Origin of the sequence: Streptomyces sp. NPDC021019, assembly GCF_044333295.1 — a bacterium.
GTDB lineage: Bacteria > Actinomycetota > Actinomycetes > Streptomycetales > Streptomycetaceae > Streptomyces.
This window is the reverse complement of record NZ_JBIRQR010000001.1, coordinates 700203-715254: the sequence shown is the minus strand read 5'-3', so window position 1 is coordinate 715254 and position 15052 is coordinate 700203. Positions and strand designations below refer to the sequence as shown.

Here is a 15052-nt window from a genome sequence, read left to right as displayed (position 1 = left end):
CGGTCGGCCGGTCCGGTACCGCACGACGACACCTCACCACCCGTCACCAGACGGAACCCGCACCGACCCATTCCCGTACACCGGCGGAATGCGTACTGACGGAGGAAAGCATGTCCGACACACCCCCGCCCCAGCACCTTCTGATCGTCAGCGGCGGCCGTGATCTGCCGGACCGCGCGCGCGACGCCTGGCCCGGGCTGCGCACGACCGTCATCTGCCGGCCGGAGGTGGTGCCCCGGCTGCGCAGCCGGGAGAAGATCCAGCGCCTGATCGTGCTCCGCGAGGACGCTCCCGTCGAGGAGTGGGTGGCCGCCGCGCGGTTCGTGCACGCCGTCGACCCGGTCGACCGGCTGACCAACTTCACGGAGAAGGACACCGAGAAGACCGCGGCCATCGGGCTCGACCTCGGTCTCGCCTGGCACACCGCCGACACGGTCCGGGCCGTGGCCGACAAGTACGAGATGCGGAGGGTGCTGGCCGGGGCCGGGATCGGCAGCGTCGTCGCCGAGACCGTCCACGACGTCGAAGGGGTGCGCAAGGTCGCCGAGCGGACCGGCTACCCGCTGATCTGCAAGCCCGTGCGCGGAGTCGCCAGCAAGGGCGTCACCCGGATCGACGGGCCCGCCGACATCGAGCGGGCCCTCGGGTGGGGGGCCGAGGGCGCCGGCGATCTGGACACGCCGGACCTCCTTGTCGAGCAGTTCCTGAGCGGTGACGAGTACAGCGTGGAGTGCGTCAGCGAGGACGGCGAGCACCTCGCCGTGGGCGTCACCCGCAAGATCTCCGAGCACGACCACTTCGTCGAGGTCGGCCACGTCGTCCCCGCCCCGCTTCCGGACGCCGACGACCGGCGGATCCGCGACGCGGTCACCGACATGCTGACGGCACTCGGCGTCCGCCAGGGCGTCACCCACACCGAGGTCATCGTGGCCGTGGACGCCGTCCACATCGTCGAGACGCACCTGCGCCCGGCCGGCGACGAGATCCCCGAGCTGTGGGCGCGGGTCAGCGGTGTCGACCTGATCAACGTCGTCGCCCGCCAGGCCGTCGGCATCAAGGTCCTCGACGACGTCCGGGCGGCCCTCGCCGCCCCGCACGACGGGCCGGGCGCGGCGGCCATCTGGTACGCGTGCCCGGACGCGGTGGGCGAGATCGTGGAGGTCACCGGCGAGGACGAGGCCCGTGCCCTGGAGGGCGTCGTCGACGTCGAAGTGCTGCGCGAACCGGGCAAACGGCTCAAGGGGGTCACCGGTTCCTTCGCCCGAGGTGCACACGTCTGCGCGGTGGGCACGTCACAGGACGAGGCGCTGCGGCGGGCCCAGGAGGGTGTACGAAAGCTGTCGTTCACCGTACGCAGCGACGGCATGGCCGCGCGTCACGAGGCACTCGCCTCGACCGGCTGACACCGCGTCGGCCGGCCCGAACGGCACCTGCCCGCCGTCCCCGGCGCCGGGCAGGTGCGCGCACAACAGAGAGAAGAGAGAAGAGAGATGACTGCACAGAACAACGAGGCGAAGGCCACCGACTACGCGTTCGGAGGCCTGCACCACGTCCAGCTCGCCATCCCGCCCGGCGGCGAGGACGAGTGCCGCGCGTTCTGGGGCGACGTGCTCGGGATGACCGAGCTGCAGAAGCCTCCGGTGCTCGCCGCCCGCGGCGGGTGCTGGTTCCGCGGCGGCGGCCTCGAGGTCCACCTCGGCGTCGAGCAGGACTTCGCCCCCGCGCGCAAGGCGCACCCCGGGATCCTCGTCCGGTCGCTGCGCGACCTGGCCAAGCGCCTGGAGGAGGGCGGCCACGAGGTGACGTGGGACGACAACTTCCCCGGCCACGACCGTTTCTACGCCTTCGACAAGTTCGGCAACCGGCTGGAGTTCCTGGAGCCGCAGACCGCGTCCTGACCCCCGGTCCACCGGACCCGGTTTCGTTCCGATCCGTACCACGGTATTTCGAGGAGCCAGCAATGACCGAAGCAGCGGGCAGGCCGCCCGCATTCCGCGTGGCGGACCTCATCGTGGCCGAGGGCCCCGAGGGCGCCGAGCGCATCCTGATCGCGGGGCTGACCGTCACCGTGGCCGCCGGCGAGATCGTCGCGGTACTCGCGGACGACACCGGGCCCGCGGCCGCACTGACCCAGGTGCTCGCCGGACACCGGAGGGCCCAGTACGGCGCCGTCACCGTCGGCGAGACCCGCCGGTCCCGGCGGATCGCCCCGGTCCTGCCTCCGGGCGTGAGCGTGGTGGCCGCCGGAGGCCGGAGGCCGGTCTCGCCGGTCCGGGCGCCCGTCGTGGTCGTCGACGCCGTCGCCGTGCCGCCGGCCGACGAGTCCGCGGTCGAACTGGCGCGCACCGCGGCCCGGCAGGGCAGCGCGGTGCTCCTGGTCACCACCGACGCCGGGACGGCGGCGTGGGCAGACCGGACCGTCCACCTCAATCGCGCCCCCCGACCCGAGCCCCGGCCGGAAGGGGAGGTCCGCTTCACCGCCGACGCCCTGATGGAGGCGGCGACCGGATCGCTGACCGCAGCCGGCGTCGCCGCCGAGCGCGCCGCCCTGGTCGCCCGCGTCCTCGTCGACGCCGACGTGCGGGGCCACTTCTCGCACGGCGTCGGCCTGCTGCCGATGTACCTCGACCGGCTGCGGCAGGGAGGCATCGACCCCGCTGCCGAACCCGAGCTGACCCAGGAGAACGGATCCGTCGTCCGCGTCGACGCCCACGGCGGCTTCGGCCAGGTCGCAGCCGATCTCGCGGCCCGGCGATGTGCCGAGCAGGCGGCCCGCACCGGGCTCGCGGCCGTCGCCGTCCGGGGGAACAACCATGTCGGCATGCTCGCCGCCTACCGGGACCACTTCGTCCGCCACGGCGTGGTCGGCCTCGTCCTCAACGTCTCTGGCCCGAGCGTCGCCGCCCCGGGCGCCGGGCGCCCCACCCTCGGGAACGACGCGGTGTGCATGGTCGTCCCCCGGGAGGACCGGCCCCCGCTCGTCGTGGACTTCGCCACCGGGACCGTCGCCAGCGGAAAGATCCGGCACGCGGCGCACCGCGGCGAACGGGTGCCCGCGACCTGGCTGGTGGACCGCGAGGGCCGCCCGACCACCGACCCGGAGGAGCTGGACCGGGGCGGTGCCGTCCCGGTCTTCGGCGGTCACAAAGGCCTCGGGGTCGCGGTGATCACCGAGGTGCTGGCCGGCATCCTCGCCGGCGGCACGGTGAGCCCTCTCGTCCACAAGCAACGTGCCGAGCCGGAGCGGTCGATGGACTGCTCCCAGCTGTTCCTCGCCCTGTCGCCGGAAGCCTTCGGCAACCCCCCGGTGGACGACCTGCTCGACGCCCTGTCGGGCGCGGTGGCCGCCGGCTACCCGCAGGGGCCGCCCGCCGTCCATCTCCCGGAACAGCAGGAGCGGCTGGCCGAGGCCGTGGCCGCCGAACACGGCGTGCCGGTACCGGTGTCGGTCGTCGAGCGGCTCGGCTGGGCTGTCCCCGAGACCGCCGCGGCCCCGGCGGGAGGTGCCGCGTGAGCACGCGCCTCGGTGTGGGCATCGTGGGATTCGGAGTCGCCGGCCGGCAGCACGCCGCCGCGCTCGAGCGGCTGCCGGAAGCGGGGGTCGTGTCCGTCCTGGAGGAGGCCCCCGCGGTCGACACCGGCGATCATCGCCGGGCGGGTTCATGGAGGGAGCTCCTCGACGACCCGGACGTCGGCATGGTGGCCCTGTGCGTTCCCCCCGGCGGGCGCGCGCGACTCGCGGTCGAGGTGCTGGAGGCGGGCAAGGCCGTTCTCCTGGAGAAGCCGCCCGCCGTGTCCGTGGAGGAGATCGACCGGGTGACGGCCGTGGCCCGGCGGACCGGTCTACCGGTCGGCGTCATGCTCCAGCACCGGATGCGGCTGCCACCGGCGGCCCTCGCCGCCACCTGGTCGGCGCCGTCCGTCACGGGGGTTCTCGAGGTTTCACGGTTCCGCCCTCCCGCCCACTACCGGCGTGCCGGGTGGCGCGGCGACCCCGCCGCCGCGCTGGGCGGGATCTCCGCCCACCTGGGAGTCCACTACCTCGACCTGGCCTGCCAGCTGCTCGGGCGGCCGGCGTCGGTACGCCTGACACCGCCCCGGGAGGTCGCCGCGGGCATCGACACCCGCGTCACGGGGATGGTCACCTTCCTGTCCGGGGCCACCCTGGCGTTCACCGTGACCGCCGAGTCGACGGTGCGCACCGAACGGCTCCAGATCCTCGGGCCCGACGGCGGTTTCAACATCACCGACGGCACGGTGATGACCCAGATCGGTGATACGGAGCAGACCTGGCCCACCGCGCCGACCGCGGAACTGCGCACCGAGGTGTACCGGGAGATGGCGGAGGCCGTCGCGGCGGGACGTTCCCCGGCGCGCTGCCACCTCGACGGCGCCCGTGGGGTGACCGAGATCCTCTCGTCGGTCGCCGCCTCCGCGGCGGTGGTCGTGTGAGGCCGCTGATCGGCATCTCCTCCGGATCGGCGCCCGGCCTCGACGCCGACGCACTCGCCGGCCTCGCCCTCTCGTGCGGCGGCACGGCGGTCGACGTCAGGGAGGGCAAGGGCCACGCCTGGGAGGCCGGGGGGCTCGCCGGCCTGCGCGCCGCCGGCGCGGAGGTGTGCTTCGTCGGCGTCGGCACGGTGCTCGGCGACGCCGCCCATCCCCCGGGCGGGATCGGCGCCCTTCGCTGGCCCGAGCGGGGCCTGCCGGTGAAGGTCTTCGCGTCCGCCGGGTGCACCGCCCCCGACCGGATCGGCCTGACGCTCGCGCAGGTCGACGCGCTGGCGGCGAGGGTCGGTGACAGCTCCCTCGTCCTCGTGGAGACCCACCACGGATACGCCCCCGTACCCGAACTCGAGGAGCTGTGCCGCCGAGCGGGCACCTCGGTCCTGCTCGACACGATGGGCCTCGCCAGAATCGACGGCGACCCCGTCGCGGCGGCGGCCCGGCTCGCCCACCGGATCTCGTACGCCCAGGTCAAGGGATTCGACTGGGAGGCGCCCGGCACCTCGCGTCACCGGCCCCTCGCCGCTGCCCGGCCCGGGGCGACCCGGCGGGTCCTCGACGCGGCCGGTGAACTGCGCGCTGTCACCGTCGAGTCGAAGGCGCCGTCCCTCGCCGAGGACACCGCGCTGCTGTGCCAGTGGTACGGCCCCGATCCCACCCTTCCCCAGGCCCTCAGCGAGGAGACCCCTTCGTGAGACTCGCCATCATCAACGACGAGTTGTCCCAGGACATCGAGGAGGCGGCTGCCACGACGGCCCGTCTCGGCTTCGACGGCCTGGAGATCCGGTCCAGCAACGGCGTGCCGCCGCACCGCATGGATGACGCCGCCCTCGTCGGCGTGCGGGACACCGTGACCCGGCACGGACTGCGGGTGGCCGGGTTCGACCCTCCGGCGCTGAAGTGCGAACTGCCCCGTACCGCCGCGGAGACGGACGCCGCACGTGAGCTGGTGGCCGACTCCGTGCGCCGGGCCGAGCTGCTCGGAGCACCGTTCGTCCGCATCTTCACCTTCTACCGGCAGGGCGACCCCGACCCGCGCAAGGCGGCCGCCGCGGCCCGTGACGTGCTGGACGGCGTCCCCGCCGGACGGGTCCCCCTGCTCGTGGAGACGGGCATGCGGACCAACAGCCCGACCATGCGGCACACGCTGGAGTTCCTGGACGCCCTCGGCGACGACCGGCTCGGCGTCCTGTGGGATCCCGGCAACAGCGTCTTCAGCGGCTGGGACCCCGTCCCCTTCCCGCAGGACTACGCGCTCGGCCGCGAACGCATCAGGCACGTCCATGTCAAGGACCCGGACGGGCGGCATGCCTACGTCCGCCTCGGTGACGGGGACCTGCCCTGGCCGGCGATCCTCGCCCGGCTGGCCGAGGACGGCTACCGGGACTGGATCTCCCTGGAGACCCACTGGCGTATCGGCCGGGTGCTGACACAGGCCCAGCGGGACGAGCCGTGGGGCGAGGAGTTCACCACCGGCGGCTTCGAGGCCAGCACGACGTGCATGCGCCTGCTCCGCGAGATGACGCGTGCCCCGGGCGCGGACGCCGTCCCCGCCGACCCGAACGCGCACACGGTGGAGGCCGGCGCATGACCGTCTCACCCGTGATCCTGCTCGGGAGCCAGCGCTGCGGCACCACGGCTCTCGCCTACGCGATGAACCTCGCCTTCCACGACGCGGGCGGCCACTTCACCGTCAACGGCAAACTCCCCTACCTGCTGCACCGATGGCTGGGCGGCCAGGACCTGGCCGACCGCCATCTGCGCACCGACGAGATCCTGCACGCGCTGGACCGGCGCCCACCGGACGGCGCCGGCGTCGGACCCTGGCGCACCCAGGTGGAACAGAGCCTGCGGGCCGCGGCCCGCGACGTCGCCGAGGGAGCGGTCGGGGACGACCCGGTGGCCCTGGCACGGCACATCCTGACAACCGCCCAGGGCGAACTGCCGCACTGGGGCGACAAGTACAACGAGTACCTGCTGCATCTGCCGTGGTTTCGCCAGGTACTGCCGAAGGCCCGCTACGTGATGCTGGTGCGCCACCCGACGGAGGCCGCCCGCTCCATGCTGCGCTGGAAGGGCGACCGGCCCTACGTGCCGCTCACCGAGGCGGCGGCCCTCGCCAAGTGGACCGCGTGGAACGGACACTGGATCGACTTCGCACCCGGGGTACCGGCCGAGCGCCGTCTGGTGGTCGAGTACCACGCCCTCTGCCGGGGCGAGGAGACCGAACGCCTGTCACGGTTCACCGGCCTCGACCTCGCGCCGTACCTGGCCGGACTCAAGCCCCGGTCCCCGGCCGCCGGCACCGGCGGCGAGCTGCCGCAGGACACGGCTTCCGTGTGGGAGGCGCTGCGTGCCTCCGCCGCCCCCGCAACCGTCCTGACCTGATGTGACGAACTCCTACCGAAGGTGAATCCCTTGTCCGCAACCCGCGTTCTCGTCGTCGGCGGAAAGGCCGGCATCGTCCGCAAGGCCGCAGCGCTCGGCCTGGAGGTGGTGCACGTCCAGAAGCCGTCCGCGTTCGACCCGGACGTGGTGGAACACTGCTCCCAACTGCTGCTGGTCGACTACCAGGACGTTCCCACCGTCACCGCTCTCGTGCGCGCCCTCCACGAACAGCGCCCCTTCGCCCGTGTCTTCACGCAGACCGAGGCCGCGCAGGCGGTGGCGGGGCATCTCACCGACGCACTCGGACTGCCCGGCAACAGCGAGCGGACCACCCGGCTGCTGCACGACAAGCCGGCCCTGCGCGCCCTGCTGAACGAGCGCGGCATCGGGCCGGTGGCGACCGTGACCCGGCCGACCCGTGCCGAGCTGCACGACTTCGTGAAGGCCGCGGGAGCGGCCGTGCTCAAGCCCACGATGGGTTCCGGCAGCCTGGGCGTCCGCCGTATCGCGTCCGTCGACGAGGTCGACGAGGCGTGGGCATGGCGTGAGGCCTTCGGCCTGGAGGAGTTCATGGCCGAGGAGTGGCTGGTCGGCAAGGAGCTCAGCGTCGAGACGTTCTCACGGGCCGGAACGCACACGGTCGTCGCCGTCACCGGCAAGGAGACCGGGCAGGGCGTGGTCGAACTGGGTCATGTCGTGCCCGCGCCGCTGGACGACGGCGAACTGTCCGCCGTCGCGTCGACGGTCGAGGCCCTTCTGGACGCCGTGGGCCTGGTCGACGGCCCGGCGCACACCGAGCTGATCCTCACCGCCGCCGGTCCCCGCGTCGTCGAGTCGCACAGCCGACGCGGCGGGGACCGCATCAACGACCTGGTCCGCCTGGTGCACGGCGTCGACCTGGAGGAGGCGACCTACCGCCTCGCCCTCGGCGGAGACCCGCTGCCGCGACCCGGGAAGCCGGACGGCGCGGCGGCCATCCGCTTCCTCGTCGCCTCCCCGGGAACCGTCACCTCGGTGACCGGCACGCCACGGGCGGAGGCCGCGGACGGCGTCGTCCAGGTCGACGTCCAGGTGGAACCCGGTGACAGGGTGCACGAACTGCGCTGGTCGGAGGACCGCTGCGGCTATGTCGTGGTGCACGCGGCGGACACGGAGACCGCGGTGCGGCGGGCCGCCGAGGCCGCGGCCCTCGTCGTGATCGCCACGGAACCGGTCGCCGCCGACGGGCAGGCCGCCACACTCGGCACGCTGCTCGGCGAGGTCGACGAGGTCCTCGACCCGTTCGCCGCCCGGATCACCGATCCGTCCGCCACCTCGCCCCGGTGACCGTCCGCCTACCTCCGCACCCTCCGAACCCCACCCGACCCACGGACGTGGCCGTCGGCGAGCGTCCGCAAGGAGTACAGCCATGAGCACGACACCCCCCGACGGCGGCAAGCAGGTCTCCGTGGTGGTCGCGACCTACAACCGGCCCACCGACGTCGACCTCCTGCTGACCGCGATCGCGGCGTGCGACACGGGCATCGTCCACGAGGTGATCCTCGTGGACGACGCCTCCGACACCCCGCTGCGCGTCGAGGACACGGCCCACCCCTTCCCCGTACGCCTGCTGCGCCACGAGCGGCGCCGTGGCGCGGCGGCCGGCCGCAACCTCGCCGGCCAGGAGGCGACCGGCGACGTCCTGGCGTTCCTCGACGACGACGCCCGCCCCCTGCCCGACTGGTTCGCCGTCCTCGACGCGGCCCTCACGCACGAGCGGGCGGCGATCACCGGCAGGGTGCTGCCGTTCGACAGCAGTGTGGTGTCCCGCGCCCGCCAGTACCGCTACGAGTTCCGTTACGCCCAGCACAGCCCCGGCAGTGAGGTCACCTTCTTCGCAGGCGGCAACTCGGCCGTCTGGACGAAGGAGTTCCTCGCCGCCGGCGGGTTCCCCGACGTGGTCACCGCGAGCGACAACGGCCTCGTCGAGCGGCTCGCCGAGTCCGGTGGACGGGTGCACTTCGCCCCGGGGTTGCGCGTGGCCCACCGCAACAGCAAGGGCGCGGGCATCGCCCTGCGGGAGGCGTGGCGTGCGGGCCGGCTGGCTCCGCGCAGCACACCGGCGGCCGCGCTGCGCCGGTTCGCGGCCAGCGCGAGGACGCAGCCCTGGTCGGACGACCCCGCCGCCGCCGGTCTCAACGTGGGCCTCCAGGCGGCGAACTCGTTGGCCACTGCCCTGCCGGCGGCCTGAGCGATGGCGGGTACGGGGGACATGGGCCGCGCCGACGGGGGAGCCACGATCTGGCTCACGGGTCTGCCGAGCGCCGGCAAGACCACGATCGCCCGCGCGCTGGCCGCGCGACTGCGGGCGGAGGGCCGCCGGGTGGAGTTGCTGGACGGCGACGAGATCCGCGAGTTCCTCTCGGCGGGTCTGGGGTTCGGCCGGGGGGACCGGCACGTCAACGTGCAGCGGATCGGCTTCGTCGCCGAACTGCTGGCGTCCAACGGTGTGCTGGCGCTGGTGCCGGTGATCGCGCCGTACGCGGACAGCCGTGAGGCGGTGCGCGAGCGCCATCGGCAGGAGGGCACCGCGTATGTCGAGGTGCACGTCGCCACACCGGTGGACGTGTGCTCGGCGCGCGATGTGAAGGGCCTGTACGCGAAGCAGGCGGCCGGCGAGATCAGCGGCCTGACCGGGGTCGACGACCCGTACGAGGCGCCGGTGGCACCGGACCTGCGGATCGATGCGCGGGACCGGACGGTGGCGGAGTCCGCCGGGGCCGTTCATGCGCTGCTCACCCAGAGGGGTCTGCTGTGACGATGCCCGACGTGACGGTCCAGGACGGGGCGGCCGGCCCGTACGCCCTGTCGCACCTGGACGCCCTGGAGTCCGAGGCGGTGCACATCTTCCGCGAGGTGGCGGGCGAGTTCGAACGCCCGGTGATCCTGTTCTCCGGTGGCAAGGACTCCAAGGTGATGCTGCACCTGGCGTTGAAGGCGTTCGCGCCGGCGCCGGTGCCGTTCTCGCTGCTGCACGTGGACACGGGGCACAACTTTCCCGAGGTGATCGCGTACCGGGACCGCGTGGTGGCGCGGCACGGGCTGCGGCTGCGTGTGGCGTCGGTGCAGGAGTACATCGACCGCGGTGTGTTGCGGGAGCGGCCGGACGGGACGCGCAATCCGCTGCAGACGGTGCCGTTGACGGAGGCGATCCAGGAGCACCGTTTCGACGCGGTGTTCGGCGGCGGGCGGCGTGACGAGGAGAAGGCGCGCGCGAAGGAGCGGGTGTTCTCGCTGCGGGACGAGTTCTCGCAGTGGGATCCGCGGCGTCAGCGGCCGGAGCTGTGGCAGCTGTACAACGGCCGTCACGCGCCGGGGGAGCATGTGCGGGTCTTCCCCCTGTCGAACTGGACCGAGCTGGATGTGTGGCAGTACGTCCAGCGCGAGCGGATCGACCTCCCGGAGATCTACTTCGCGCACGAGCGGGAGGTGTTCCGGCGGTCCGGGATGTGGCTGACCGCGGGTGAGTGGGGCGGTCCGCGACAGTCGGAGACGGTGGAGAAACGGCTGATCCGCTACCGCACGGTCGGGGACATGTCCTGCACCGGCGCGGTGGATTCGGACGCGACCACGCTGGACGCGGTGATCGCGGAGATCACCGCTTCCCGGCTCACCGAGCGGGGCGCGACACGCGCCGACGACAAGTTGTCCGAGGCGGCGATGGAAGACCGCAAACGCGAAGGGTACTTCTAGAGATGACCGGCACCGAGCAGCTCACCGCCCAGTCGTCGGCGACCACTCTGCTGCGCTTCGCGACCGCGGGTTCCGTGGACGACGGGAAGTCGACCCTGGTGGGACGGCTGCTGCACGACTCGAAGTCGGTTCTGGCGGACCAGTTGGAGGCCGTGGAGGCGGTCTCGCGCCGGCGGGGCCAGGAGGCGCCGGACCTGGCGCTGCTGACGGACGGTCTGCGGGCCGAGCGGGAGCAGGGCATCACCATCGACGTGGCCTATCGGTACTTCGCCACGGCGCGGCGGCGGTTCATCCTGGCGGACACGCCCGGGCACGTGCAGTACACCCGGAACATGGTGACGGGCGCGTCGACCGCCGAGCTGACCGTGATCCTGGTCGACGCGCGCAACGGAGTGGTCGAGCAGACCCGCCGGCACGCGGCGCTCGCCGCGCTGCTGCGCGTCCCGCACGTGGTCCTGGCGGTGAACAAGATGGATTTGGTCGACTTCGCGGAGCCGGTGTTCGCCGCGATCGCCGCGGAGTTCACCGCGTACGCGACCGGACTCGGCGTCCCCGAGGTCACCACGATCCCGATCTCCGCCCTCACCGGTGACAACGTGGTGGAACCTGCCGCGACCATGGACTGGTACGGCGGCCCGACCGTGCTCGAACACCTCGAAACCGTGCCGACGTCCCCTCCGCTCGGAGGCGCACCGCGAGCGGACACAGGCGCCGCGGGACATGGCCGTTTCCCGGTGCAGTACGTGATCCGCCCGCGGACGGCGGAGCACCCCGACTACCGTGGCTACGCCGGTCAGATCGCGGCGGGCGCCTTCCGGGTGGGCGAGGAGGTCACCGTGCTGCCCTCCGGCCACACCTCCAAAGTCGCCGGGATCGACCTGCTGGGCCGGTCCGTGGACCTGGCCTGGACACCGCAGTCGGTCACCCTCCTGCTGGAGGACGACATCGACATCTCCCGCGGCGACATCGTCGTACCGAGCGGCGACGCGCCCACCACCACCCAGGACGTCGAGGCCACGGTCTGCCACGTCGCCGACACTCCGCTCGTCGTCGGCCAGCGGGTGCTGCTCAAGCACACCACCCGCACCGTCAAAGCGATCGTCAGGGGCATCCCCTCGCGCCTCGTCCTCGACGACCTGTCCCAGCACCCCGCCCCGGGGCAGCTCGTCGCCAACGACATCGGCCGCGTCGTGGTTCGCACGGCCGAACCGCTCGCCCTCGACTCCTACGCCCGCTCCCGGCGCACCGGCTCGTTCCTGCTGATCGACCCCGCCGACGGCACGACACTCGCCGCCGGCATGGCAGGCGACGCCTTCACCGACACCACCACGGACGAGGGGCGGGACCTCTGAGGTGACAGGACACACCGCGGTCATCGAGGTCTGCGGCGCCACGAAGACGTACGGCACGGGCGCCGCCCGCCGCGTCGTGCTGGACGACGTCCATCTGCGCCTCGCGAAGGGCGAGTTCGTGTGCGTCGTCGGTGCCTCCGGGTCGGGCAAGTCGACGCTGCTCCATCTGATCGCGGGCCTGGATACGGTGACCGCGGGGCGGATCGGTGTCGCGGCCGGACGTCCGGCCGTGATGTTCCAGGACCACGCCCTGTTCCCGTGGCTGACGGCGGGGAAGAACGTCGAACTCGCGCTCCGTCTCGCTGGCGTCGCCGCTGGTTCCCGGCGGGCGCGGGCCAGGAGCCTGCTCGCCCTGGTGGGACTCCCCGAAAGCCACGGGCAGCGGGTGCATGAGCTGTCCGGCGGCATGCGCCAGCGGGTCGCCCTGGCCCGCGCCCTGGCACAGGGTACGGACGTCCTGCTGATGGACGAGCCGTTCGCGGCGCTCGACGCCGTATCACGGAGGGTGCTGCACGGTGAACTTCTCCGTGTCTGCGCGGAACGGGGGACGGCGGTGCTGTTCGTGACCCACGACGTCAGGGAGGCCGTGGCGTTGGGAGACCGTGTGGTGCTGATGTCGTCGGATCCCGGTCGCGTCGTGGCCGAGTGGCCCGTCGGACGCCGCTCGGCACGAGGCACCGGCACCGGCACCGGCACTCCGGACGCGGTCTGCCTCGTCGACGAGATCACCACCCGACTCGGCGAGGAGGCCGACCTCCATGCCCGTCGTTGACAGCGCCGCCCGCCCGTCGGGCGCACCGCCCGCCGGTTCCGAGCGATGCACGGCGGACCGTCCCCGCACGACGCACGACGGAGTCGCCTTCAAAGGCCGCACAGGAGTGCTGCTCCTGCGTGCCGCGAGCCGGGTCTGGCCCGGTTGCTCGGCGGTCCTGCTCGTAGCAGGCGTCTGGCAGCTGGTCCACCTGCTCGGCCTCTCGTCTGTGCTGCCCGCGCCGTCGGCCGTCCTGCGGGACCTGTCCGAAGCCTGGTCCGCAGGGACGCTCGGCTCCGGACTGCTGCACAGCCTGGGACGCTGTCTCGTCGGATTCGCGGCATCAGCAGTGCTGGGAGTGCCCCTCGGTCTGCTGCTCCACCGGTTCGGGTTCCTGCGGGTGCCGGTCGCCCCAGTGCTGAGTGCGTTCCAGTCGCTGCCGGCCGCGGTCCTCGTGCCCATCGCCGTGATCTGCCTCGGCACCTCGCACGGCGCGGTGTACATGGTGGTGCTTCTCGGCGCCGTCCCCTCCGTGGCGACTGGGGTTCTGACCGCGCTGGGCCAGGTGCCACCGCTCCTGGTGCGGGCGGGCCGCTCGATGGGAGCGACGGGAGCCGCAGGCGTGCGCCACGTACTGCTTCCGGCCGCTCTCCCCGGTGTGGTGGCCGCGCTCCGGCAGGGCTGGGCATTCGGCTGGCGGGCCCTGATGACAGCGGAGCTCATGACCGCCTCGCCCCTGCCTGGTCTCGGACAGATGCTCGACGCCGGCCGGCGCAGCGGCCGTCTCAGCCTCGTGCTGGCGGCAGCCGTGGCCGTGCTGGCAGTCGGTGTGCTGGTCGAGGTCGGCGTCTTCGGACCCGTACAGCGGAGGGTGCTGCACGCCCGCGGACTGCCTGCGGCGGAGTGACGACAGGACTGGTCGGGAGCCTGCCGAGCGGAGGGGGTCGGACTGTCCCGGACGCCGGAAGATGCCGGCGACCCGGTGCCCTCCGGGCGCGAGCAGACGTGTGAGCGCGACGCGGCCGTGGCCGCCAGGGATGACGCTAGGCACTTCACCTCCCTGCCCCTGATCCAGCCTGCGGCGGCGTCATGGAGCATCCGGCTTCGTCCTCGAAGACCGACCAGACCCCACGGGCCACCGCAGGCCTTCCGCGCAAGGCCACACCTACGTGGGAGGCGGCTCGGGGAAACCCGCTGGCGGAACACCAGCAGGGCGCCCGAGCCGACCTCGCCGATGCCGCGCCACGAGTGACGCGGAACGGCGACCGCGGGCGGTCCCGGCGTGGTGGCTTCGAGACCTCTACTCGATCCGTTCGCGCCTCAGCTCAACCATCCGCTCGCGATGTCGAAGCACGTCGCGGTAGACATCGCGACGATGTGCCGACTCCTGCGGCAGCAGCACGGTGAGAGACATCCCGATGGGAATCACCCACCACGGCGCCCCGAGCGCCCACGACCAGCTCGCCGCTACACCGCCGCCCACCGCCAGACCCTTGACGACAGGTAGGTGGAAGAAGGAGCGGTTCACCGAAGCCCCTCCCCGCACCGAAGGGCGGTTCGGCGCCGCTGCTCAGCGGCGAGGCGCTTGGCCTTGCGACGTACCCGCTCGCCCAACTTCTGCGGGTCGGCGGCTCCCGTAACGGCAGCGGCCTCCGTCCACGTGGTCCCCTCGCCCTCTGCGAGCGCGAACAATACCTGCCTCTCGACCGGCTTCAAGCCCCGAAGGACGCCGTTGAGGCGGGCGTCCTCGTACACTCCCCCCGCCGTGCGGTCGAGCAGGTCGACGTCGGCGGCGACCAGCTCGTACAGCGACATCCCGCTACCAAGGCCGACGTCGAGCGAAAGCACGCGTCCATGCCGGGTGCGCCGCCGCCACAGCGGCACCAACTGCCGGTGGACGGCTCGCGTTTCCGCCCGGAGTGCGCCCACAGCACGGGACGAGAGGCGACCCGTCCGCCACAACTGGTCGTCCCAGTCGCTCAACAGCGCCGTCGAAGCAGCTTCGCGCCAGCGTGAACTGCGCGGCACGGTCAGCACCTTGCGGCAGAGAGAGTCGACTGCCGCGCTCTGGACCTCAGGGGCGACGCCGAAGTCAACAGCCGCCCCGCTCGTGACATTTCGGCAGATCAGGGCCTCGACCAGATCTGGCCGCGGGGCGGTGCGGTTGTGGTCGCGACCACTCCACGGCATCTCGTCCACCCGGATTTCGTCTCCGGACGCGATGACCGTCATGGTGACGATGGTCCCCGCACGAGGCGTCTGAACCAGAAAGCGGCTTTGCACCATTCCGAACAAGTCCAAGACCACGCGGTACTCCTCTTGA

At 72.7% G+C, this 15052-nt stretch carries 16 protein-coding genes; 14 read left to right on the top strand and 2 right to left on the bottom strand.

Features of this window, described 5'->3' with window-relative positions:
* The first annotated feature begins 110 nt into the window (after positions 1 to 110).
* From ACH4RG_RS03300 to ACH4RG_RS03235, 14 genes are all read left to right on the top strand, one after another.
* Positions 111 to 1403: an ATP-grasp domain-containing protein gene (locus tag ACH4RG_RS03300; protein ID WP_398539048.1), complete on the top strand. Its 1293-nt coding sequence runs from the start codon at positions 111 to 113 to the stop codon at positions 1401 to 1403.
* Positions 1404 to 1490: 87 nt separating this feature from the next.
* Positions 1491 to 1898, top strand: coding sequence for a glyoxalase (locus ACH4RG_RS03295; RefSeq protein ID WP_397918216.1), 408 nt, complete (start codon positions 1491 to 1493; stop codon positions 1896 to 1898).
* 62 nt (positions 1899 to 1960) lie between these two features.
* Positions 1961 to 3514, top strand: a complete 1554-nt coding sequence (locus ACH4RG_RS03290; protein ID WP_397927540.1) for an Ldh family oxidoreductase — start codon at positions 1961 to 1963, stop codon at positions 3512 to 3514.
* Entirely contained in the window at positions 3511 to 4452 is a 942-nt protein-coding gene (locus tag ACH4RG_RS03285) for a Gfo/Idh/MocA family protein (protein ID WP_398539047.1), read from the top strand. The genes ACH4RG_RS03290 and ACH4RG_RS03285 overlap by 4 nt, the downstream gene beginning before the upstream one ends.
* Complete coding sequence (locus tag ACH4RG_RS03280) at positions 4449 to 5201, top strand: hypothetical protein (RefSeq protein ID WP_397918219.1); 753 nt, start codon at positions 4449 to 4451, stop codon at positions 5199 to 5201. Before ACH4RG_RS03285 ends, ACH4RG_RS03280 begins: the two co-directional genes overlap by 4 nt.
* Positions 5198 to 6097: a sugar phosphate isomerase/epimerase family protein gene (locus tag ACH4RG_RS03275; protein ID WP_398539046.1), complete on the top strand. Its 900-nt coding sequence runs from the start codon at positions 5198 to 5200 to the stop codon at positions 6095 to 6097. Before ACH4RG_RS03280 ends, ACH4RG_RS03275 begins: the two co-directional genes overlap by 4 nt.
* Positions 6094 to 6894: a sulfotransferase gene (locus ACH4RG_RS03270; RefSeq protein ID WP_398539045.1), complete on the top strand. Its 801-nt coding sequence runs from the start codon at positions 6094 to 6096 to the stop codon at positions 6892 to 6894. The genes ACH4RG_RS03275 and ACH4RG_RS03270 overlap by 4 nt, the downstream gene beginning before the upstream one ends.
* A 30-nt stretch (positions 6895 to 6924) precedes the next feature.
* Complete coding sequence (locus ACH4RG_RS03265; protein WP_397918222.1) at positions 6925 to 8220, top strand: ATP-grasp domain-containing protein; 1296 nt, start codon at positions 6925 to 6927, stop codon at positions 8218 to 8220.
* 82 nt (positions 8221 to 8302) lie between these two features.
* Positions 8303 to 9124, top strand: a complete 822-nt coding sequence (locus ACH4RG_RS03260; protein ID WP_397918223.1) for a glycosyltransferase — start codon at positions 8303 to 8305, stop codon at positions 9122 to 9124.
* Positions 9125 to 9145: 21 nt separating this feature from the next.
* Complete coding sequence (gene cysC, locus ACH4RG_RS03255; RefSeq protein WP_397918224.1) at positions 9146 to 9691, top strand: adenylyl-sulfate kinase; 546 nt, start codon at positions 9146 to 9148, stop codon at positions 9689 to 9691.
* Positions 9692 to 9693: 2 nt separating this feature from the next.
* Positions 9694 to 10626 carry a sulfate adenylyltransferase subunit CysD gene (gene cysD / locus ACH4RG_RS03250; RefSeq protein WP_397919246.1) on the top strand — a complete coding sequence of 311 codons (933 nt, stop codon included), beginning with the start codon at positions 9694 to 9696 and terminating at the stop codon, positions 10624 to 10626.
* A 2-nt stretch (positions 10627 to 10628) separates the two neighbouring features.
* Positions 10629 to 11978, top strand: coding sequence for a sulfate adenylyltransferase subunit 1 (locus ACH4RG_RS03245; RefSeq protein ID WP_398539044.1), 1350 nt, complete (start codon positions 10629 to 10631; stop codon positions 11976 to 11978).
* A gap of 1 nt (position 11979) precedes the next feature.
* Positions 11980 to 12750 carry an ABC transporter ATP-binding protein gene (locus tag ACH4RG_RS03240; RefSeq protein ID WP_398539043.1) on the top strand — a complete coding sequence of 257 codons (771 nt, stop codon included), beginning with the start codon at positions 11980 to 11982 and terminating at the stop codon, positions 12748 to 12750.
* Positions 12737 to 13636: an ABC transporter permease gene (locus ACH4RG_RS03235; protein WP_397918227.1), complete on the top strand. Its 900-nt coding sequence runs from the start codon at positions 12737 to 12739 to the stop codon at positions 13634 to 13636. The genes ACH4RG_RS03240 and ACH4RG_RS03235 overlap by 14 nt, the downstream gene beginning before the upstream one ends.
* A 393-nt stretch (positions 13637 to 14029) precedes the next feature.
* Here the strand turns inward: ACH4RG_RS03235 and ACH4RG_RS03230 are convergent, their stop codons facing one another.
* Together ACH4RG_RS03230 and ACH4RG_RS03225 are read right to left on the bottom strand one after the other, a co-directional pair.
* Complete coding sequence (locus ACH4RG_RS03230; protein WP_397918228.1) at positions 14030 to 14257, bottom strand: hypothetical protein; 228 nt, start codon at positions 14255 to 14257, stop codon at positions 14030 to 14032.
* Complete coding sequence (locus ACH4RG_RS03225; RefSeq protein ID WP_398539042.1) at positions 14254 to 15036, bottom strand: hypothetical protein; 783 nt, start codon at positions 15034 to 15036, stop codon at positions 14254 to 14256. The genes ACH4RG_RS03230 and ACH4RG_RS03225 overlap by 4 nt, the downstream gene beginning before the upstream one ends.
* Between the last annotated feature and the right edge of the window lie 16 nt (positions 15037 to 15052).